Source organism: Kocuria sp. cx-455 (assembly GCF_057707085.1).
Genome location: NZ_JBYIPM010000005.1, coordinates 62,769 through 83,514, shown reverse-complemented (window position 1 = coordinate 83,514; position 20,746 = coordinate 62,769). Strand labels below are relative to the sequence as shown.

Sequence of the window (20,746 nt, the reverse complement as noted above, 5' to 3'; positions counted from 1 at the left end):
GGTCTTGGGGCCCTTTATTGAGGCGGGACATTCAGGTAGAAGTCTGCTGCGTTGCCCCAGAACACGGCTGCCACCTGGTCGGGTGCGAAACCTTCGGCCTCGAGGGTCTGCTGGATCAATTGGAAATCCTCGTTCCGGAAGGGACGCTCAGCCCGTGTGGAGGGGAGGTCCGTTCCGACCATGAGCGCCGTAGGGTCCACCTTCATAATGGCGCGAATGGCGGTGGCCGGATCCATCTTTATCCGTCCGAACCCTGTCGCTTTCACCTTCACTCCCCGTTCGACCAGACGCAGCAGAGTCGGGAGACCGCCCGCCGTCATACCCAGGTGATCAATACTGACTGCTGGCAATGCAGTGATGATGCGCGCCAGGTCATTGTCGATTTTCTGCGCGTCGATGTAGAGCTCCGTGTGCCAACCCGCAAGGTCATGGGCGCGTCGAGCCAACCGGTCCAACTCGCCGAGGGAGGCCGAGCCGCCGCGGAACACGTTGAATCGAACCGCACGCACTCCGGCCTCATGGAGCTCAAGAATCTGTCGGTCGCTGGTGTCCACCGGGATCTGCGTGACGCCCACAAAAGTGGGCCCCAGCTTCTTGAGCGCCGCAATCAAGTAGCCCTGATCGAAGGCCTGAAACGACCCTGACACCACCGCGCCCCCGGCAACGTGCAGTTCGTCTGTTCGTTTCCGATAGTCGGCCACCGTGAACTGACCCGGCAGGTATCCCTCGTTCTCCACGAGCGGGAACGCGGAGTCCACAATGTGCAGGTGAGCATCGAATACCGGCTGTGCCATGGAGCGTCCGCCTTGTCTCGGTGAGTGGGTGATGCTCAACATACGCCCTGGCAGAGGCAGCTCACTTCAGACTTCTTACGCCGGCGCGAGTCGGGCATGAACCTCTATGCGCCGTGGACTACGGAACCGTAGCCTGCTCGTGTACCTGATGTGAACCCGGACACGAGGTTTAGGGAGACACTGAGTGTCGTTCGACTTGCAGGGCTGCGGTTGCCCGTCTCGCGATGAGAGGAAAGCTCATGATCGCTCAACCGACTCCATTTGTGGTGTTTCGGGAAGGTACTTACCTCCACGGGACCAAGGCCCAGCTCGCCCCGGGAGACCTATTGACTCCTGGATACTCCTCCAATTTTGAAGCCGGGCGAACTTCCCGTCACGTCTACATCACGGAAACGCTGGACGCGGCCGCATGGGGAGCCGAGCTCTCCATGGGCAGTGAGCCAGGGCGGATCTATGTCGTAGAACCAGCCGGGCCCATAGAGGACGATCCCAACGTCACTGACAAACGGTTCCCCGGCAACCCCACCCGTTCCTACCGAACGCGCGAGCCCGTCCGCGTGCTGTACGAGCTCGAGGATTGGACCGGGCACACGCCGGAACAGATTCAAACGATGCTGGAAGGGTTGGCCGACCTTCGCGCCCGGGGCGAGAACACAATCATCGACTGACCCTCGCACCGCCCTGCGTCGCGCACCCGATGTGATGTGACGGATAAGCATCTGGCACGCCACAATTCTGCAGTTTCCTCCCGTCAGACTCCGCTGTCCATCCCGTGACAGCCCAAGCCGGTCCGGTAGTGTGGCCTGCATCACATTCCCGACCACCCGTGTGTCCGCGACAGCGGCATCCACCTTCGGAGGAACCTTGGCCAACAACGTGTACAACATCACCGAAATCGTCGGCACCTCGCCGGACGGCAGCGACGCCGCCATCACGAACGCATTGGCGGAGGCTTCGAAATCACTGCGGAATCTGGATTGGTTCGAGGTTCAGTCCGTCCGGGGGCACATCAAGGACGGCAAGGTTGCCGATTGGCAAGTCACCATCAAGATTGGTTTCCGTCACGAGGGTTGACTTCGGATCCCTCCGGGTGACCGACCGCCGCTCACACGCTGAAGCCTATTTGAGCAGTCGGTCCATTCTGCGATCACTGAGCTTCTTCCCACCTGTTTGGCACGAGGGGGAGTACTGCATGGAGCGGTCCACGTAGGACACTTCGGCCACCGTGGCACCGCAGACCGGGCAGACCTGGCCGGCACGGTCGTGGACACTGAACAGCGGCTTTTTCGTTGCCTTGATGCCTTCCAACGGCACGTTGGCCAGAGCCTCACGAACCTCGGCCAGTACCTCCTGGACTGCCTGGTAAAGCGCCCCCACCTGGATGGTGTCCACTTTGTTGGCAGCTACGAACAGGGTGAGTTTGGCGCGGTGCAGGATTTCATCCGACCACGCATTGCCGTTCCCCGCCATGGTCGTTTGGTCCGTGAGGACCGTCGTCGAAATCCAACCGGACGGCCAACGGGCCGGGGCTGACCGGGGGTCTATCGCCGACGCCGCCTTCCCCGAGTTTGAGCCAACCTGCCAGGGCGAGGTTGATGACCGCGTAACGCTCTTCCGCTTCCAGCAACAAGAATTTTTCCCGGCGGAACACACCGGTCAGCTGTCGCCCCACCAAAGAACTGTGGGGTGGGTCCGCGGTTTTCAAAACGCTGAAAGCTGCAACGTGGACCACCCGGAGGCGACGCCCCACCAGGCGTTCCCGCAATTGATCGACAGCTGCATCCAGCTCAGGCAGTTCAGGCATGACTTCATTCCGCCTCTAGTGCGCACCCGGCTGAGGATGGGCGACACGGTCGAGCCCCAACCACCGCGCTAACGTCTGCAGGTGATTCTGGAGGGCGGGAAAGGCCTCAGGTGGGGCGTCGGGCTCCCACGTGCACCGCTGCACCAGCAGACGACCGGAGGTTCGGTCAGCCTTCAAGTCCACCCGGGCAACCAAGGTGTCCCCGAAGAGGAACGGCAACACGTAATAGCCATGGATGCGCTGGTGCGCCGGGGTGTAGATCTCCAGGCGATAGCGAATACCGAACAACGCTTCGGTGCGTTCCCGTTGCCAGATCAGCGAATCGAAGGGACTGAGGAGGGCTTCTACGTGAGCTTTCCGGGGAACCCGAGCCGAGGTGTCCAGGTACACGCGGTCCGACCAGCCGGGGACCGCCACGATCTCCAAGTCTCCGGAGGCCACCAACGACGCCAGGGCCTGGTTGGTGTCGGCCGCCTTCAGACGGAAGTAGTCACGGAGGCACCGCGCGGTCCCGATGCCGTGAGCGCGTGCAGCGATGCGCACCAACTCCAGATGCGCGGCTTTCGAATCCACCGGTTCCCGGGGCAGGTGCAGGTACTCCGGTAGAACGTAGGTGCGTTCGAACTGTGCATTTCGTCCTGCGCTCGTGATGTCGCCGGACCAGAAAAGGTACTCAAGGGCGCTCTTGACGGCGGACCAGTTCCAGCCCCAGGCGCCTTCGCGTCGGGGAATGTCCACCGTCATGGCGGCGTCGCATTCTCGGGCGGTTACGGGGCCACGCCTGCCGACCTCCGCCAGAACCGCATCCACCAGGTCCGGGTAGTCCTGTTGGATGCGGCGCATGCCTCCCCAGGCTTCATGTTTGGCCCGTTCTCTCCGGAACCCCAGCAAGGGCCAAGTGCTAGGTGGAATCAGACTGGCCTCGTGAGCCCAATACTCAATGAGCCGCCGCGGGTTGCGATCCCGAAAGTGATCCAGTTGAGCTCTGTCATAGCTACCCAGACGCGAAAAGAACGGCAGGTAATGACTGCGAGCAAGAACGTTGACCGAGTCGATCTGGACCACGCCCACCCTGTTGATCACTCGTTGCAGGTGACGGGTGGTGACCTTCCCCGGCTCCGGCCGCGGGTCCAGGAATCCCTGCGCCGCCAGGGCGATGCGCCGGGCGGTCGGCAGACTGATCCTGCGCGAGGTGCCAGTTTCGGGCGCAAGCATTACCTGCTCGAAACGGTCTGGGCCAGATCGGCTTGATTCATGAGTTCTACGGTAGAGCGCACCTCCGACATCAACCGCCCGCACGGGCCGGTTTCGGGCCCCCCATGCCCCGCCCGGTGAATGAGGTTCCAGGTGCGCCCAATGGATTCCGAGGTCGCCCCCACCGTGGCAACACGTGGGAGTGCGTAGTGTTGACTGCATGAACTCATTTTTCGATTCCATGCGCAATCTTGGCTTCCGGCGCGGCCCTCAGCGACTCGTCGCTGGTATTGGCGGAGGTATCGCCCGCCAATTCGGGGTCAATGTGTGGGTGGTCCGCCTGCTGCTTCTGCTGTCCTTTTTGTTGCCGGTCGTCGGGATTGCGGCGTACTTGCTGGCCTGGGCTGTTCTGCCCTGGCAGGACGGCAGCATTCCGTTGGAGAAGTCACTGCGGAAGTAGGCCGCACGCTTTGCGGAATTCTTTAAACCCTTGTAACCGCGGTGCGGCAATCCCCAGACCTTCAAAGCGGCCGCCGGGTAAACCTCGCACACCACACCTGCGCCATCTCGAGCAACCTCCGTACCCATGTCGCGGAGGCGGGCCTCGATCCCCGCCCATCGCAACGCGGGATAGGCGATCCGATCAGTGGAAACACTCAGCGGCGTCAGTCCCGTGCGTTGGTGCACGGCCTGATCCGTGGCTCGAAGAGCCAGATTACGCCGCCATTCCGACCCCGTACTGGCTGGGGCCTCAAGGGTCCCACTTGCGTGCGCGTAAATTGTTTCTACGAAATCCTTGGGCCAGCCGAACGGAACGTCCACGCCGGCGCGCGCCGCCACCTGAGTGGCGTCAATGAGATCCTCATCGGTCGCGCCCACTAGGACACCGTCCACGACGACGTTCCCCGCGCCTTCCCGAAGCACCGCGAGCCCCGTGCGTTTCACGTCGGCGGCCAGGTCGATTCCAACGAACGTCATGGTGCCACGGTAGCCGCCGCTCGGTTGCGTCTATGGACAGCGGGATCCCAACGGACCGTGACGGCACAGCCGAATGACTCCCCAACGCCTGGTCCTCAAGGTCTTTCATATCGCGATGGCTGCAGACAGAGTCTCGGAAACAACGGAACCGGTTGTGAAGCAGTGTCCCTCGAAGCGTGGGAATCCGCCGGTGAACGACGTTCCAAACAAACTCCGTAGCTAGCGGCCTACAATTTGTTGATGGTCAACTACCTTGCGATTCTCTGGATCCGGGCGGGCCTGACTACCGGAAGTAGTGAGTCACCGTCGCCGGAACGCAGATGTCTGGGTTCATGACATGAACGCACTGACCATTGCACCCGGCCCCGGGATCCCTGAGAGCCTGACGATCCCCGCTGCGGATCTCACGGAACATTTCGCTCGCTCATCCGGCCCGGGAGGGCAGGGAGTCAATACGACCGACAGCAAAGTGCAGTTGTCCGTGGACCTCGCGCGTGTAAGCGCGTTCAGCGCCTCGCAGCAGCGACGGGTGCTACAGAATCTCGGGCACCGGCTCTCCGGTACCGTCCTCACGGTCGAGGCGTCCGAGCACCGTGCCCAGATCCGGAATCGGGCCCTCGCCCGGCAGCGGCTCGCCGAGCTGCTGCGGGACGCATTGGCACCTCCCCCTCCCGCACGCCGGGCGACACGGCGCACCCGCGGATCCGAGCGCCGTCGGCTCGCGGGAAAACACCGGCGATCCGAGATCAAGGCGAACCGGCAGCGTCCCGCGGGAGAATGACCAGTTCGGCTTCGCAGTACACCGGGAGTCTGCACGGCCCAACACGCTGTTGCTAGATTGGGCCCGTGCTTACCAACTCCCTGCGCGACCTGGTCACAGCGGCCACGACTCATGCTGCCGGCCATAACGACAATGGTGACCACACGGTTGCTGCGGCCCTCCTGACCCGCTCGGGGCGGACGATTCTCGGGCTCAAGACCTCCCACGTCCCCGGCGGACCATGCGGTGAAACTTCCGCGCTGTCCCACCACGCGGCAACTTGCCCTGACGACCCGATCAGCGCAATGGCAACTGTTCATGGAGCCAGCGAGCAGGTGGTCGCCCCCTGCGGGTCATGCCGACAAGAGTTGTTCGACCTCGACCCATCAATCCAGTGCGTCGTGCGAGACAGCAGTGGCCTCAAAGCCGTGCCGGTCTCGGAGCTGTTGCCCTTCGCCCATGACTGGAATGCCGTTGAGCAGCCGCAGAAGATATCCATGTGGGAGGGCTATGAGGCGAGCATCCGCGACGGTTCCAAACGCCAGACCATCCGCATTGACGACCCTTTTCGCCGCGGACCGGCTCAGATTGTGATCGAGAAGGGCACCGGAGAAGTGGTCACGATCGATGCGTTTGTCACGTCCGTTATTGAGACGAGTTACCGCGAACTCACGGAGGAACAGGCCCGGCGTGACGGTTTCGCGTCCTTGGCGGAGCTGCATCAGGCGCTGAACACCCACTACCCCGACCTCGCTGAGAACGATCTGACCGACGTCGTGAGCTTCGAAATCGGCTCGAACGATGGGAACGGATCGGTTCGTAGCCGCCCGTAAATGTCCACGTCGATGCGCTCACCGTCAATAAGAAACTTCCCGCGTTCAGTCCCCTCCTTGCGGAAACCCGCACATCGGGCGACGGCGCCGGATCTCGGGTTGTTGAGGCGGTGCCCGAGCTAGAGGTGATCATCGAGGAGGCGACCGAGGTAGCGCTCGGCCTCAGCGCCGTCGGTCACCGGGCCCTGGCGGGCCATGTCCGGGTTCGAACGAAACGCGTCGAGTACGTCAGACGCATCCGCTCGGTGCGGCCGTGCGAAACACTAAACCTCAATCCAACCGCGTGCTCGAATATAGAGTGAGCCTGCTCAGTAGTGGTAGCGGGCCTGCAGGATCACGAGGTCCTCGTTATCCACGAGGTAGACCAACCTGTGCTCATCGGTGATGCGCCGCGACCACGATCCTTGCGCACCATATTTCAATTGCTCAGGTTTTCCGATCCCGGAGAACGGTTCACGGAGGCAGGCGTCGATGAGCGCGTTGACGCGCTTGAGGATCTTTCGGTCGGCCGTCTGCCAGTGATTGTAGTCCTCCCAGGCGAGCTGGTCCCAGACCAGACGCACTAGGCGTCCTCATCCGCCCGATCGAGCTTGTGGACCTCAGTCTCTCCGGCCCGGGCGCGCTCGTAGGCATCGAGCAATCGGCGGGCATTGGCCGGCGAACGGAATAGGTACGCGGTCTCCTGCCATGCGGCGTACTCGTCGGCCGGCATCAGGACGGCGTTGCCCTTGCGGGAGACGATCTCGACGGCATCGCGGTCCTCGTTCACCCGCTGGATCAGCGGGAACAGGGTCTTACGCGCCTCGCTTGCACTGATGGACATGATGAACTCTCTTCATGGAGCCGAGTGGTACCAATTAATGGTACCACCCGGCGTTGGTAGCTCAGCTGGTGGGGCGCACCCAAATTCTCGCCGTGGACGACACTGCTCCGGATTCATACGGAACTGCTTCACCAGTGGCTGAGTAACCCATCTTTTCCCAGAAGGGCTCCACCACCGCAGCATTCGTGTCCACGATCGACAACCGCAGCGTGTCGACTGAGCACCGGCCAAAGAGCTCCTCCACTACGGCCGTGTGCAGCGCACGCCCGAGGCCCTGCCCCTCTCGCGCCCCGTCCGTCAACAACAGACCGATGTGCGCGATTGAGGGCTCGGGCCAGCCGACAATCACATCCGCGAACGCCAGCAGTAGATCACCTTCCCACACCCCGCGGTCCCACTTCTGGTCGCGTTTGGTCCCGGGCGGCAGCGAAGCAAGCACTTCTCGTGCCGCATCCGCGCCAACCGCGCCACCTTGCACGCGACGGGTGTACCCGGGGTTCGACAGCATGAGCCGCTGCAGAGCTGATTCATCGGCCGGCCTGACCTCCCGGACGTTCCGGTACGGAAATCTATTCACCAAGGGACTGCCTCACTACGCACCCATGCAGACACATTCCCCCGGACGACCGGAGAATCCGAGCTCGAGCCCCGTCGTCGAGAACTCGCAGGAACACGTTCACCATGATGATCACCCTCGACCCGCTGATATCTCGCTGCCATTGTCCTCTTCGACCATGCTCACATGCCCCGCTGGCCCGGCGGCTTCTTAGTCCTCGCCGTCATGTCGATGCACGGCGTGCCCCTCCTGGTCGAAGATCATGATCACTTCGGCGGGTCCGCCTTCGGCCACGAAGGCATGCGGAGTCATCGTGCCGAATTCGGCGGCCTCCCCCGCCTCGACGATGACCGCGCGCTCCCCCAGCAGCAGACGGACCCTTCCCTCCATCACGAAGAACCAGTCGTGACCGGGATGCACCCGCTGCTCCGGAACCTCGGAGGCGGCCTCGAGCCGGACTTTGAGGGCCTTCATGGTGCCGGTCGCTTTGGAGAGCATCCAGGTGGTGCGCGAGCCCTCCCGGCTCGGCTCGGGACGGATGACGACGTCGTCGTCGGCCTCGTCCTTGAGCAGAGTCTCGACGTCGGTGCGCAGGGCGCGGGCCAGCGGAAGGAGCACGTCCAGACTGATCGCGCGCTTGCCGGTCTCGATGCGACTGATCGTAGAGGGGCTGAGATGGGAGCGCTCGGCCAGGTCCTCAAGGGAGAGGGACTGAGCGTGACGCAGGCTGCGCAGCCGGGTGCGTACAAGCTGTTCGATCTCGGACATGAGGGGTCTCCCAACGGTTTTCGAGCGTTCTTGCGAATGTTGCAAGACACTATGCACTATATGCGAGATTCACTATTCTGGCCCTATGACCTCCCATGAGCAGCACACCGAAACCCAGCCCGGCACCGACCGGGCCGACGACCACGGCGGTGACTCGAGCGCCGAGGCACACCCCGTCCTTCCCGCCATCACCCGCCACGCCGATGTCGCGATCATCGGCGGCTCCGCCGCGGGCCTGGCAGCGGCCCTGCAGCTCTCCCGCCAGCGACGCTCGGTGATCGTGGTCGACGCCGGGGAGCCGCGCAATGCGCCGGCCGCCGCGATGCACAGCTACCTCGGCCACGAAGGGCGCTCCCCCGCCGATTTCCTGCGGATCGCCCGCGCCGAAGTGCGCTCCTACGGCGCGGAAATCCTCACCGGACGAGCCGTCGACGTCGCCCGCGAGACCGAGGGGTTCCGCGTCGAGCTGACCGGTGGTCCCGTGATCCGCGCCCGGCGCGTGATCGCGGCGACCGGCCTGACCGACGAGCTCCCGGAGATCCCCGGCCTCGCCGAGCACTGGGGCACCTCGGTCATCCACTGCCCTTTCTGTCACGGCTATGAATCGCGGGACCGACGCATCGTCGCCCTGGTGAGCACGCCCGCCGGTCTGCACGCCCTGCCTCTGCTGCGCCAGCTCACCGAGCAGTTCACCGTTGTGATTCACGAGGGCCTCCCCACCGAGGATCCGCAGCTGGCGACCCTCAGGTCCGCGGGGGTGCCGGTGATCTCCACCCCCGTCCAACGGATCCTCGAGGACCGCGCGGGGCGGCTGCGCGCCTTGCGGCTGGCCGACGGCACCGAGGTCCCCGCCGATACCGTCCTCGTCAGCACCCGCCTGCACGCTCGAGTGGCACCCTTCGCCGGTCTTGGCCTGACCGCCGTCGAGCACCCCAGCGGCGTGGCCAGCTACGTCGAGACAGATTCACTCACCGGGGCGACGGCCGTGCCGGGCCTCTACGCGGCCGGCACCCTCGCCGAACCCACGCTGCAAGTGCTGCCCACCGCGGCCGCCGGTGGGCGGGTCGGCGCAATGGTCAGCTTCGACCTGGCCCAGGAGGACCTCGCCGCGGCGGCTCGCCCGGTCGCCCACGCCGCCGACTGGGACGGGCGCTACAGCGGCGAACCGCAGTGGAGCGGCAACCCCAACGGCTCCCTCGTCGCCGAGGTCGCGGGCCTGACTCCGGGCACCGCCTTGGACATCGGGGCAGGAGAGGGCGGCGACGCTCTCTGGCTCGCGGAGCAGGGCTGGCGGGTCACGGCCGCCGACATCTCGGCGTTGGCCCTCGACCGTGTCCGCGCGCAGGCGCAGCGGCGCTCGGTGCCGGTGGCAACACTGCAAGCAGACGCCAACGCGGCCGCCCCCTTCGACGGAGCCCGGTACGACCTGGTCACTGCCGCGTCCGCCTCGATCCCGCGAACCCCGGATGCGCGCGGAGTGACGAACTATCTGGACGCGGTGGCGCCCGGTGGGCAGCTGCTGATCATAAACCACGACGTGAGCGATATCCGGGAGGCCATGTCACACGCGGGTTCGGAGTCCACCCGGCCCTTCGATCACGAGGCCTTCATTGGCACCGAGGACTTCGTGGAGGCGCTGTCGGCCTCTTCGGAGTGGGAGATCGAGGTCAATGAGCGCCGGGAACGCCCCGCCGGAGCGGCCTCCGCCCATCACGTCCACGACATGGTCCTGCGCGCCCTCCGGATGGGCTGAGGTTCAGGCGTTCGTCATTGCGCAGCGTCACCCACGCGGGAGTCCTCGCCGAAGCGGCATGTCCTCTCCTCAGCCGATTCTGGTGTACCTAATGAGCGACGGGTCACATCGCACAGTGCTGGGACGGGCCAGACATTGAGACAGGATTCCGCTACGTCCCTAATCAATTATCAATTCCAACTATGGATTCCCGCACTCCTGCACGGGACAACCGAAACCGACCTCGCGCCAAAGTTGCTCTCGGACTGCGACCGGAGGCCGCCGGTTCAACTCAGCCATCGATTACTTCGCTCCGCCAGAGGTTAATCGGCGACGCATTGAACCGGAACTCCCCCACGTTGCCGCAGAAAGAAACCTCTCGTGCGTTTACATGAACGGAAAGGAACTATTCCAGGGCTTCAATATCATCGGCGAGGTCCACGACGGACCGAAGGCCGTCCAGCTCAACAGTCGCACCCCTGCGAAGAAGCGGCTCGACCTCCCACACATATCGCCGGACGTCTCGCTGCTGCTCCGTTGTGCGTCCTTACGGGTTGTTGATTCGCGTCGCGATGCGTTCGATCAGCACGTCGATGGGTGCACTGAGGAGGACGACGTGCTCGAAGCGATCGTAGAACCGCCCCTGATTCTCGGCCGTACCCGACACCACGACATCGGCATGGTGTGAAAGCAGATCATTCATTCGTGGTTCGTCCCACACGCCGCCGGTCAACTCCCAGCCGTCAAAGTCGGTATCGACGGTAACCCGCCCGCGGCACGCCAGCTCAGCAAGCAACGTCGACTTCCCGGCTCCCGACATTCCCGTGATCAGGATACGAGACATGACACCAAGCCTAGTGACGAAGCGCCTCCGCCTCAACAGCGGAATCCAGGCCCGAAATCAGACATTGAACCGGAACTCCACCACGTTCCGTAGCCGAACAACCTCTGCCGGAGCTACGTCCGCTCGGCGATGTAAGAGGCACAGGCGGTAATAATCGAGCTCGACGCATCGATGGCCTGCGCGGTAGCCGTCGGGCGATCTAGATCCGGATACTCCGTCGCGTTTCGCACCTGACGCATCCAGTCAAACTCGCCGAGGGCCGGATCCGTCACGTACGCGGCGGCAGCGATTCCTGTATTGCGGTGAGCTCCTCCTACGGGGCGCACGCGCAGCCCCTCGATCGCGATCACGGCGGCCAGAGCCTTCCGCGCGCCATCGTATGCAGCAGTGAAAGCCATCCCCTGATCGTCGGTCCCGGCTAGCACCCGAGCGGTAATGATGTGACGTTCTGCGGTCTGTACGACCGCGAGCGCATGCGCTGGATTCGGTTCGACGCGTTCGAGGCGGCGACTCGCCACCGTCTGCTCGATTACCTCAGGCATGAACCTCGCCCGTCAGCACGTCGACAATCGGCCTCGACCGGAGTGTCGCGACGAACGGCGACGGATCGCCCGCATCCCACTCTTCGGCAGCCAGTCGTGTCGCATTCACGGGAACATCCAGTTGCTCACCTGCGGCAGTAGCGATCGCGGCGAGTGCTCGGCGCGGCACGGATCCGATCACGAGCAGGTCGATATCGTTCGGGAAAGCACCACTTTGACCGGCGCGGCGCGCGGCCCAGGACCCATAAATCAGTACTTGGTCCGCACCATCGACGCCGTTAAAAAGATCACGGAGCACGGGAACGGGTCCGTACGTCGCCGCGATCAGATCGCGCATGAGGCCGAAAAGCGGATGCTCGCTGTTCGCCCGAATGAGCCGATTGCGCCCCTCCTGGCGATCGCGCAGGATTGCGCTCTCGACGAGCCGCCCTACCTCTCGATGGACGACCGGCCCGCTCACCCCGGTACGCCGCCCGAGCTCGGACAGCGACAGTTCACTGTCGGGGTGCCCGAGCAGCTCAGCCAGGATCGCCCCGACCGCATCCGAACGCACGAACGGAGTCAACTGTGACGCGGGAGTCTTCACAAAACAGGAACATATCTTCCATTTATAGGAAGAGTCAAGCTGGCAGTCACACGTTGAACAAGAATTCCACCACGTCACCACGGTTAGGAACGCACCTCGTGATCAATCTGCGTGCCGCCACTCGCCGCCTTGGTGCTCCTCAGGGGGAATCGCTCTAGGGAACTGCATCCGAGCACAGGGCGCACGTTTTGGAAGGCGCTCATGAGTAATGCCTCCGGGCTCATCACCGACGACGGCGCACTACTCCAACGTGGCTCGTTCGGACGAGCCCGATCACTCACAGTCCTCGCCCAGGAAGAGCTCGGCAAGGCGCTGTGGATCTACGAGACGTTCGAGCAGGCTTGAAGCACGGGAACCGATGAGAGGGGCGAAGTATCCCGGCTCACGTCAGACGGGCGTCGTCATGCGGTGAAGTACGTGGAGTCTTTCGTCTTCGGCCAGGAACTCGCCGCATTCTGGGGCGACGGGACTGCTGCACGGTTAGGTGACATCTTGACCTAACCGTGCAGCAGTCCCCTCGTGTTCGTAAGACCCGCCCGGAGAACTGCCCGCTCGCGGCCCCATATCCGAGACAGGAGACGGTCATGCATATCGGCTATGCCCGTTGCTCGACCCAACATCAGGATCAGGACCTCTCCGCGCAACGAGAAGGACTCGCAACACTCGGAGTCGAGAAGTCGCGCGTCTACACAGACACCGGACTGTCTGGCACGAACCGCGACCGGCCAGGGCTAAGCGAGGCTCCCGCAGCGTTGCGTGACGGCGACACCCTCGTGGTGACGAAGCTGGATCGCCTCGCACGCTCTGTGAGAGATGCGGCCGACATCGCTGCCGAGGTTGAGGAGCGGGGGGCAGGACTTTCCATCGGAGGTTCAGTTCACGACCCCACCGAACCGATGGGCAAGCTGCTGTTCAACGTGCTGAGCATGGTCGCCGAGTTTGAAGCAGACCTTATCCGCCAGCGGACGCGCGAAGGCTCGGGGGCGACTCCGGGGCAAGCAGCCGAAGCTCTCCCCCGCATAGGAACGGCACCTCGTCGGACTCATGGGGACCGGGGAATGCACCACTTTTGAGGTAGCTGCGCTAATGGGAGTGTCGCGCGCGACTGTCTATCGTGCGATACAACGCGCAAACGCCCGGTGACGCCACGGCGCAAACACCCAAGACGCTCACGTGGATTGGTACTTCTTCACCTTCTTCAGCCAAGACGCAAGCACACCAATTTCAGCATTCAACTGATCGATGGTCGGAGCGGTGTAATTCAACTCCGGGTGTGGATCATGACGTGACGCCCACCCCGAGATTCGACTGTAGGAGTCGTCATAGGTCTTCACGTCTTCATCTGTGACCCGACCAACGACTCGCAACTTTCCGACTCGGACCTCCAGAGACTTGTAGTCCACCAAAGGCTCCGCGAGAACCTGGCTGATAATACGCTCCCAGGTCTGAGACAAGTGACCTGCGATGTGCTCAGTCGCTCGAAGGTAGTCAGCTTCACTCATCCCCTCCTCGCTGCGGCGCCCAACCGCCACCTCCTGCCGCAACGAATCAATGCGTTGAGCAGCATCTTGCGCCGTCCACGGGTGATCCAGAGTTGCGAACCCCGGTCCAATCTTTCGCCGCTTCTCCATGCCTCGCGTCGCGAACTGAACCTTCAACTCCCCCGCGGCCTTACGCAGCATCATGGTGAACGCTACATCGTGGGTGAAGACCACAACCTGACGCTCTTCAGCCAATGCGACGATCCGCCTAGCGACAGACTCGCGCTTCATATGGTCCAGGGAAGAAACGGGATCGTCGAACACAAGAGCCGACCTGCTTGCATCGAAGTTTGCCTCAACGAGGAAACCAGCGAATCCGAGAGCTGTCTGCTCCCCCTCCGAGAGTACTTGTTCAAGTCTTGCTCCAGGGCGTGCGTTTAGAAAGTCCGCCTTGTGCAGTAGTGCACCCTGTCGCGCTTTGGTCGCCTTGAACGTGACGCGCTCCAAGCCAAGTAGGTCCGTCTCGTGGGCGAAGCGATCGCGCGCCTCCTCGGTCACGTATGTCCGAGTTAGTTCGCCCACCTTTTCAGTAACCGAGCGGGTATTAGCTTCCGAGAACTTCACGTCGAGAGCAGCGACTTCAATAAGCCTGGATCGTTCCGCCTCGATTAGGTTGCGGCCGTCACGCATCGCAATTTTGTCGCGAAGTCGCTGTTCTTCAGCCTGAGCCCCCGTTAGTTGTTCTGCGAACCCTTCTGCGTCTACATTCGCGGCTTGGTCACGGTGGTGAGTGGCCGCTGCTTGCAGTCGCATCAGTTGGGCACTGACATCGATTGGGTTTGATTGCTCGCCAGTCGACATCGCTTCCTTGCGAACTCGAAATTTCTCGAGGAGTGGATCGAGCGACTCCGCGAAGTTCTCTTCCCTCTGCTGAACAGTTGCGATGGCCGTCGACACAACGCGAGGCGGGATCTCCAATTGTCTGAGGTCATTTCGAAAGCGTTCAAGTGCGCGCTGGGCGGCCTCAGCGTCCCGCGAGGTAGTGTCTGTGACGAATCGGTGGAACCTGGCGAGCCGGTCTGATGCATCGTCGCTAAGTGTCTGCTGACACAGGACGCAGACTGCACCCTCTTCAGTATGAGGGAAGGCATGTTCCGGATACACGTCCTTGGAGTACGCCTCCGCGGCACGCCACAACTCTTGCCACACGCTTGATCCAACACCGGAAAGGGGCTCATCGGCGAAGGTATTGCGCGACGCGAAATCAGCTGCGCCTTGCGTAGCGGTGACCCTCTCGGACAGTTCGTCGAGCCGCTTCTGTCCGTCGGCACCCAAAGCCTTGTCAAGGTCTACGATGTGCTGAGAAACCGTCTCTAGCGCAGTCGCGTTTGCGTTAAGTTGACGCTTCTCCTGCGCCGGGTCGCTTGTCCTGAGCCGAGCAATCGCGTTCGCCTGATTCTCTAGTCGCTCGTCAACGTCAGTAGGACAAGCCACCGCGGCACTTATGGCGTCGTCCGTGGTAGAGGCGCTCAAACTTCGGAGGAAAACTCCGCCGGGACCAAGGTCGTCCACATCGGGTAAAGGTCCAGGTTGACTTACTGCTTGCTTCCAGCCATCGATCACCTGTCGTACGCCCGTACAAACTGCCGCCAGATCGTCCAGGAGTTGAACTGCGGCCGGCCGGTAAGAGATTACAGCCTCGGCGGTGAGATAGGTGTCACCACAGCGCTCATCATAAAAGGCGACGCGACTGAGATCAGGATCGGCTGGCTGCCCAAGTTGGACTGCACGCTCGTTCGCGCCGACAGTAAATAGGACCTCTCCTGACTGCTGACCTGGCGTTTCAGCGAAAACGTCCGGCAAGATGTCAGCATGATGCCGCGTTCGCACCATTGAGCGAATCACCCTGGCGTACCCGGACTTGCCACTGCCGTTGTTCCCGAATACGACGGTGAGCCCGTCTGGCTCGAATGTAAGTTCTTGACCAGGTGCAAGGCTGTTGACGTTCGAGAGTCCTTTCACCGCGACGACACGAACCGGCTCCTCCTTCGTGGCCTGCGTAGGTGCCAGTTGAGCAAACCAGCCTCCGCTAGGCGGCAATTCGGGCTCTTCGAGAAGGCTCAGCGCGATCGCTTCGTGGTCTTGCTGTCCAAGAGCCTCCCCAGCTGCGATCCGTGCCAGAGCCTTTTGCTGCCACCATGGCCTCGACTTGGCCCAGTCCAACACGTCTTCGAAGGCAGTCATCAGCGCACTCCTTCACGCACCAGGACGAACAGGGGAAGGAGTTGGGTGGGTAGGTCAGTAATCACTGGCGAACTCCGACTCGTACAGTGCCTTAGCACTCTGGGCATCTCGGATGGCATCGCGCACGCGTGGCCTAGTGATGTCGAGGACGCGCAGCACACCGCCTGTCTCGGCCACGGACTCGATTCGGCGGAAGTCGTTCGCGAAGCGCTCTGCGAAGTCGGCCAGTCCTCGCAGTTTTGGCACGGCGTCAGAGAGGTGGTGGCCGTGTGGGTCCACGAGGTCAACAGCAACGCTGCCGTCATGGTTGGTGCCGAAGAACAGGAAGTCCGGCCGCAGCGCCTTCCAGTCGCCCACCTCGTCTTTGTAGACCACGGCGAGGGATTCCTTCGCAGCGCGGTCGGGATTGCGGTACCACCCTTGGAAGCCCGGCTGCGCGGTTTCGGAGTCGAGGACCTTGTGCTCCCACTCGTTCAAGGTGGTCGGGATCGTCCCGTCCGCGGATGCGAGCAGGTGCATCACACAAGTGGGCAGGTCCTCCTCGGAGCCGTCCGGGTGGCGCACCTTGGTGTCGGCCTGGCCGTTCTTCGGCGTAGTTAGGCTGATCGGTTCTGGCGTCGTGGACATCGACTCCAGACCGTCGTACTCGGCCTGGCGCTCGTCGCTCAACCCCTTCCGAGCCACGCGGGTCTGCGTGAGCCAGTCACGGGCCAGCACATCTGCCTCGGCCTCGACCGCCTGCGCGATTTCGGGCACACGGCCGAGCGAGGCGACGGTGATGTGCGCTTCGAGGAGTTCGTCCTCATCACCGTCTGGCCCGACCAGGTGATCTACGTAGGAAGCGCACAACGCCGGGCTCAACACCCGGGCGGCAGTTCGGTAGTAATCCTCGATGGCGCGTGGGTCGGCGCTGACGGTGAAAGCGCGGTATGAAAATCCGCCGCCGACTCTGCCGCGGACCTCCTCACCCTCCATCGTGAGGACATCCTCGCGTGCCTTTTCAAGCTTATCCAGGTACTGGACGGCACGACCGTCGAGCACGGCATGGAGATGCTTGTGCGCCTTCGCCACGGCCTCATCCACGAGGTTGTCCTTCGACAGCGCCGTCGCCAGGGCGGTGAGTCGGCGGATGGGCTTCACGTTCTTCTTCGGGATCGTCACTGACGGGATGTCTGCGAAGCGCACCCACACGGCCTGGGCGATCGCCGGGTTCGGGTACAGCGGGATCGGATCGAACAGCACACGGCGTCCGAGCCCACCGCCGCCGTCCTCGCCCTCGTCGGAGTCCTTGCTCGTTGCGCCCGTCATCAGCAGTTCCGCGACGCCCGTGGCGGTCTTGCGATCGAAGAGCGGCAGCAGGCAGTCCACCGAGTTGAGCAGCTCGTTGCCGGGGATGCGCCTGGCGAGCGGTGTGCGCATCATCCGCCCGAGCAGCTGTGTGATGTGGGTGCGATCCTTGGCCGGGCGGAACGAGACAAGCACCTCGGCGCGCGGGCAGTCCCAGCCCGTGGAGATCGCGCTCTTGGCCAGTAATACTCGCACGTGCTTTGCGTCTTGCACCCGTTGCGGCTCGATGTACGGCACGACCTGCTGTCCGATGGTCAGATCAGTGTGCTCTCCGAAGACGTTCGCCACGGCGTCGTAGGGCAGCCCCGGCCAGGCCTCGTAGATGGTGTCCAGCGTCCGGGTGAGCGTCTCCTGCGAGGGTTTGTCCCCGACCTGGACCACCAGCAATGGGCGAACGGCTTCGGACTCACCCTGCTCGCGCGCATAGTCCTGCCACGCGTCCTCGGAGGCCTTAATCTTCTCGACGGCGCTGGTCAAGAGCACGGTCTCAAACGCGCCGTCCTCGGCGGGGATCGAGAGGGCGATGTCGTCTTTAAGGAGCCCCGAGGCCTGCACCAGCGCGGAGTCCACCTGCACCGACGGGAGTGCGTCACGGCCCTTCGCATCCTTCATCGCGGCCTCGAATCGCTCGACCGTGGCCGAGATGCCAAAGACGACCGGCATCCCGGGCACACTGCCCTGGCCGTTGATGAGTCGCTGGACGATGGTGGACCGTTCGCGTGCGCGAGTCCCCATCCCGCGGTGCGCCTCGTCCAGCACGAGGTAGAGCGTCAGATCCTCGTTGGCGATGGTGTTTGTGATGGTGTCGTAGATGGACGACTGGACCTCGTCGGGACGCGGTTCGAGCCCGGGCAGCGCGTCATCGCCGTTGACCTCCGGCGCACCCTTGACCAGGCGGGAGTTCTTGCTCAATTTCTGCGTGTTGAGGAAGTACACGTTGCCTGGCCGGAAGGTCGGCTCGGAGAACGTCGTCGGCACAACCCGTAGTCGGTGGTCGAGCTCGCTGGCCGCGGCCTGGATCCGCGCACGCGACTGCTCGTTCAGCGCCGGGTCGTCCGAAAACCACAGCACGGCGGCGCCCGGGTCACCGGCCACGTCGAACTCGTCGTTGCCGAAGAAGAGCGATTCGATCACGGCGGCGGCCATGACGGTCTTTCCAGCACCAGTCGTGGCACTCAGCGAGAATTGCGAGAGCGCCTTGTAGCGCCGGTAGGAGTCGCGGGCACGGTCCAGGTTCCGCAGAACGTCGCGGACGGCCTCTGCCTGGTAGTCCTTCAGCGTGTATCGCATCTACAGGCTCCGTCCCGTGTTGATCTCGAAGTTCTGGAGGTACGACTCGTAAAGACGCACCGGCACGACCTCGCTCGGTAGTTCCCGGCACACCATCTGGAACGCGCTGTCGTCGTCCGTGACGACGAACGCGATGTCGATGCCTTCACGAGCACTCACAGCCGCGACGAACTCGTCCGCCTGGTCGAGGTTTTCCAGCACTCCATAAGAATCGGCCACGTCCCAGCCGTCTTCGCCGAGGTCGTAGATGACGCGACCACGGGACCCGGCGCGCAGCCACAGCATCGGAGTGACGCGCTCGAAGGCACGGTTGTGCCGAACCGACAGCGGCGCCTCGTAGGTGAGGGTGAAGAACGCGGCGTTCTCCTCGAAGCCCTCCGACATCGGGAATTCATCGGTGAACTTGTAGTCGCCCTTGAGCGGCTCGCCCTGCGGGGTTCTGCCAGTGACTGCGGCGGTCAGGCGCGGCTTCGTGATGTAATCGCAGATGCCCCATTGCTCCCATTCGGGATCACCAGGGCGGAGACCTTCGAGGCGGAGCCGCTTTTGCTCGTCTGCGCTGACCTCGTTGTTGGTGATGCTTATAGAGCGACGACGACCTCCGTCCTGTCGGTTCAAGCGCATCACGGCGTGTGCCGTGGTGCCGGACCCGGAAAAGAAGTCGACGATCATGGCGTCGGGCTTGTCGGCAACGAAGAACCGGAGGGCATCTTCGACCGCATAGAGAGACTTCGGGAACGGGAACGGACGCGGATGCAGCAACGCCCTGATGAGCATTTTGCCACCCGACCCACCAGCATCATGTGAAGCGATCCGCCATTGACTACCTGGGACGAACTCGGGTTTGTACCCGGAGTCGTCCACGATGATCGACCCGTCACTCCGGTGGCCGATGATGGGGAATGAGCCTCGCTCGACTTTTCCCTGTTCCCCCCGAGGCACATATTCGATGGTTGTCCTGTCACCCCGCCACCGACTGATCCTGGCGTAACCGGCAGCGATAAGCTCCCGGAACATCTCCGCGGAGACACGCCAGCGGCCTTCACTTCCGTCAGACCGAAGCGGCCAGACAGCGACAGAGCCCTCACCCCCCGAAACGGCACGCCAATCCGACCCGAAATAGGCGTCTCCTACTCCGACGAACACAGGCCCTTCTGGCATTTGCTTGATGAAGATTGGATAAAAGCCGTTAGGCCTATCCGCACGAGCAGCATTCGTTCCTCGCCTCAGCAACTGCTCCCAGCTCAGCGACAGCGCGCGCTTGTCCTCGGCGACCTTCCATTCCAGGGAGAGCGGCACGGCCTTCGGCGATGAGGATCCGATCTGCACGAAGAAGAGATACTCGTCCGTACGGGAGAACGCACCCTTTCGTGACGATCCGGCTTTATTCACGACAGTCGAGATCATCGAGATACGCACCTCAGGGAAGGTCTGCTCTAGTAACAGCCCCAGTCGCAGGTACTCCTTCTCATCGATCGTGACGATCAGCACTGAGTCTTCGGGGTTGAGCAACTCTTGGGCAATCTTTAGCCGTCGCTCCATGAACGCCAGCCACTTCGAGTGCCGATAGTCGTCATCACCGGCGACGTAGTCGTTGTTGTACTTCCAGTCCCGCGCTCCGGTGTTGTACGGCGGGTCGATGTAGATGGCGTCGATGGAATGCCGGTGCGTATACGTCAGCATCTCTAGAGCGTGATAGTTCTCGGCGTCGATGACAGTGTGGAACGGCTTGTCGCCGCCCCGCTCAACCCTGCCCGTCTCCACCAGCCCGGGGTAAATGCGATCCCGGAATTCTGCGACAACGACCAAGTCATCAGCAAGCACAGCCTGCGTCTCGGGCTCCTCAGCGTCCATTTCCGCCAGGTGAGCGACCCGCCGCCCATCGACACGCTCGATCCGCGTGACGCGCCACAGCAGCTGGCCTCCAGCCTTCGTCTCCCCTCGGGGGGGCAGCACACGCACCTTGTCGCCGCGACGGACGGCCCTGCCGGGTAAATCGACGGCCTCGGGCTGATGTTGCTCGAAGACGAGCCCGAAGGTGCGACGTTTGGTCAGCGCAGTGATCTCAGCTTCCAGATCAGCACCAAGTTGCGCGTTCGCCTTGCGCGCCTGCCGCAGCAGTTCCGTCAATCTCGACACGGATTGGTCTCCTTCATTGTCATCCGCCGTT

General features: G+C 63.0%; 22 protein-coding genes and 1 pseudogene. 8 read left to right on the top strand and 15 right to left on the bottom strand.

Annotated elements, in window-relative coordinates; translation table 11 throughout:
* Positions 1–14: 14 nt before the first annotated feature.
* Entirely contained in the window at positions 15–794 is a 780-nt protein-coding gene (locus AC3ENJ_RS08790) for an amidohydrolase family protein (RefSeq protein WP_431813765.1), read from the bottom strand.
* 239 nt (positions 795–1,033) lie between these two features.
* On the opposite strand from AC3ENJ_RS08790, the gene arr reads away from it, so the two are divergent.
* Both arr and AC3ENJ_RS08780 read left to right on the top strand, forming a co-directional pair.
* Positions 1,034–1,462, top strand: a complete 429-nt coding sequence (gene arr / locus AC3ENJ_RS08785) for an NAD(+)--rifampin ADP-ribosyltransferase (protein WP_190781464.1) — start codon at positions 1,034–1,036, stop codon at positions 1,460–1,462.
* Positions 1,463–1,670: 208 nt separating this feature from the next.
* On the top strand, positions 1,671–1,868 hold the full coding sequence (locus AC3ENJ_RS08780; protein WP_431813764.1) for a dodecin: 198 nt from the start codon (positions 1,671–1,673) through the stop codon (positions 1,866–1,868).
* Positions 1,869–1,913: 45 nt separating this feature from the next.
* Here AC3ENJ_RS08780 and AC3ENJ_RS08775 read toward each other — a convergent pair whose 3' ends face one another.
* From AC3ENJ_RS08775 to AC3ENJ_RS08765, 3 genes are read right to left on the bottom strand one after another with little or no spacing between them, the layout of a single operon-like run.
* Positions 1,914–2,264: an Fpg/Nei family DNA glycosylase gene (locus AC3ENJ_RS08775; protein ID WP_431813763.1), complete on the bottom strand. Its 351-nt coding sequence runs from the start codon at positions 2,262–2,264 to the stop codon at positions 1,914–1,916.
* Positions 2,233–2,598 (bottom strand): DNA-formamidopyrimidine glycosylase family protein, encoded by a 366-nt coding sequence (locus AC3ENJ_RS08770; protein ID WP_431813762.1) that lies wholly within the window; start codon positions 2,596–2,598, stop codon positions 2,233–2,235. The genes AC3ENJ_RS08775 and AC3ENJ_RS08770 overlap by 32 nt, the downstream gene beginning before the upstream one ends.
* Before the next feature lie 15 nt (positions 2,599–2,613).
* Complete coding sequence (locus AC3ENJ_RS08765; RefSeq protein ID WP_431813761.1) at positions 2,614–3,813, bottom strand: winged helix-turn-helix domain-containing protein; 1,200 nt, start codon at positions 3,811–3,813, stop codon at positions 2,614–2,616.
* Between the two features lie 199 nt (positions 3,814–4,012).
* On the opposite strand from AC3ENJ_RS08765, the gene AC3ENJ_RS08760 reads away from it, so the two are divergent.
* Complete coding sequence (locus AC3ENJ_RS08760) at positions 4,013–4,252, top strand: PspC domain-containing protein (protein ID WP_431813760.1); 240 nt, start codon at positions 4,013–4,015, stop codon at positions 4,250–4,252.
* Positions 4,253–4,263: 11 nt separating this feature from the next.
* Here the strand turns inward: AC3ENJ_RS08760 and AC3ENJ_RS08755 are convergent.
* A pseudogene (locus tag AC3ENJ_RS08755) lies at positions 4,264–4,770 on the bottom strand (DUF429 domain-containing protein); the annotation flags it as partial.
* A 337-nt stretch (positions 4,771–5,107) separates the two neighbouring features.
* Between AC3ENJ_RS08755 and arfB the strand changes: the two are divergent.
* Together arfB and AC3ENJ_RS08745 are read left to right on the top strand one after the other, a co-directional pair.
* Positions 5,108–5,551, top strand: coding sequence for an alternative ribosome rescue aminoacyl-tRNA hydrolase ArfB (gene arfB, locus AC3ENJ_RS08750; RefSeq protein WP_190781460.1), 444 nt, complete (start codon positions 5,108–5,110; stop codon positions 5,549–5,551).
* 65 nt (positions 5,552–5,616) lie between these two features.
* Complete coding sequence (locus tag AC3ENJ_RS08745; RefSeq protein ID WP_431813759.1) at positions 5,617–6,363, top strand: ASCH domain-containing protein; 747 nt, start codon at positions 5,617–5,619, stop codon at positions 6,361–6,363.
* Positions 6,364–6,671: 308 nt separating this feature from the next.
* On the opposite strand, the gene AC3ENJ_RS08740 is transcribed toward AC3ENJ_RS08745, so the two are convergent.
* From AC3ENJ_RS08740 to AC3ENJ_RS08725, 4 genes are all read right to left on the bottom strand, one after another.
* Positions 6,672–6,926 (bottom strand): Txe/YoeB family addiction module toxin, encoded by a 255-nt coding sequence (locus AC3ENJ_RS08740; RefSeq protein ID WP_431813758.1) that lies wholly within the window; start codon positions 6,924–6,926, stop codon positions 6,672–6,674.
* Positions 6,926–7,186, bottom strand: a complete 261-nt coding sequence (locus AC3ENJ_RS08735; RefSeq protein WP_431813757.1) for a type II toxin-antitoxin system Phd/YefM family antitoxin — start codon at positions 7,184–7,186, stop codon at positions 6,926–6,928. The genes AC3ENJ_RS08740 and AC3ENJ_RS08735 overlap by 1 nt, the downstream gene beginning before the upstream one ends.
* Before the next feature lie 61 nt (positions 7,187–7,247).
* Positions 7,248–7,694 (bottom strand): GNAT family N-acetyltransferase, encoded by a 447-nt coding sequence (locus AC3ENJ_RS08730; RefSeq protein ID WP_431813756.1) that lies wholly within the window; start codon positions 7,692–7,694, stop codon positions 7,248–7,250.
* A gap of 258 nt (positions 7,695–7,952) precedes the next feature.
* Positions 7,953–8,510: a helix-turn-helix domain-containing protein gene (locus AC3ENJ_RS08725; protein WP_431813755.1), complete on the bottom strand. Its 558-nt coding sequence runs from the start codon at positions 8,508–8,510 to the stop codon at positions 7,953–7,955.
* 85 nt (positions 8,511–8,595) lie between these two features.
* On the opposite strand from AC3ENJ_RS08725, the gene AC3ENJ_RS08720 reads away from it, so the two are divergent.
* Complete coding sequence (locus tag AC3ENJ_RS08720; protein WP_431813754.1) at positions 8,596–10,263, top strand: FAD-dependent oxidoreductase; 1,668 nt, start codon at positions 8,596–8,598, stop codon at positions 10,261–10,263.
* A gap of 526 nt (positions 10,264–10,789) precedes the next feature.
* Here AC3ENJ_RS08720 and AC3ENJ_RS08715 read toward each other — a convergent pair.
* The 3 genes from AC3ENJ_RS08715 to AC3ENJ_RS08705 all read right to left on the bottom strand — a co-directional run bounded on the left by AC3ENJ_RS08715 (position 10,790) and on the right by AC3ENJ_RS08705 (position 12,181).
* Positions 10,790–11,086, bottom strand: a complete 297-nt coding sequence (locus AC3ENJ_RS08715) for an AAA family ATPase (protein WP_431813753.1) — start codon at positions 11,084–11,086, stop codon at positions 10,790–10,792.
* Between the two features lie 113 nt (positions 11,087–11,199).
* Positions 11,200–11,628, bottom strand: a complete 429-nt coding sequence (locus AC3ENJ_RS08710; RefSeq protein WP_431813752.1) for a hypothetical protein — start codon at positions 11,626–11,628, stop codon at positions 11,200–11,202.
* On the bottom strand, positions 11,621–12,181 hold the full coding sequence (locus tag AC3ENJ_RS08705) for a MarR family transcriptional regulator (protein ID WP_431813751.1): 561 nt from the start codon (positions 12,179–12,181) through the stop codon (positions 11,621–11,623). Before AC3ENJ_RS08705 ends, AC3ENJ_RS08710 begins: the two co-directional genes overlap by 8 nt.
* Before the next feature lie 144 nt (positions 12,182–12,325).
* Here AC3ENJ_RS08705 and AC3ENJ_RS08700 point away from each other — a divergent pair, with 144 nt between their 5' ends.
* Positions 12,326–12,559, top strand: a complete 234-nt coding sequence (locus tag AC3ENJ_RS08700; RefSeq protein WP_431813750.1) for an AbiV family abortive infection protein — start codon at positions 12,326–12,328, stop codon at positions 12,557–12,559.
* 239 nt (positions 12,560–12,798) lie between these two features.
* Entirely contained in the window at positions 12,799–13,287 is a 489-nt protein-coding gene (locus AC3ENJ_RS08695) for a recombinase family protein (RefSeq protein ID WP_431813749.1), read from the top strand.
* 96 nt (positions 13,288–13,383) lie between these two features.
* On the opposite strand, the gene AC3ENJ_RS08690 is transcribed toward AC3ENJ_RS08695, so the two are convergent.
* Genes AC3ENJ_RS08690 through AC3ENJ_RS08680 form a run of 3 tightly spaced genes read right to left on the bottom strand, consistent with a single transcriptional unit; the run spans position 13,384 to position 20,715 of the window.
* Positions 13,384–15,939: an AAA family ATPase gene (locus AC3ENJ_RS08690; protein ID WP_431813748.1), complete on the bottom strand. Its 2,556-nt coding sequence runs from the start codon at positions 15,937–15,939 to the stop codon at positions 13,384–13,386.
* Between the two features lie 54 nt (positions 15,940–15,993).
* Positions 15,994–18,576, bottom strand: coding sequence for a DEAD/DEAH box helicase (locus AC3ENJ_RS08685; RefSeq protein WP_431813747.1), 2,583 nt, complete (start codon positions 18,574–18,576; stop codon positions 15,994–15,996).
* Positions 18,577–20,715 (bottom strand): site-specific DNA-methyltransferase, encoded by a 2,139-nt coding sequence (locus AC3ENJ_RS08680; protein WP_431813746.1) that lies wholly within the window; start codon positions 20,713–20,715, stop codon positions 18,577–18,579.
* Positions 20,716–20,746 lie beyond the last annotated feature (31 nt).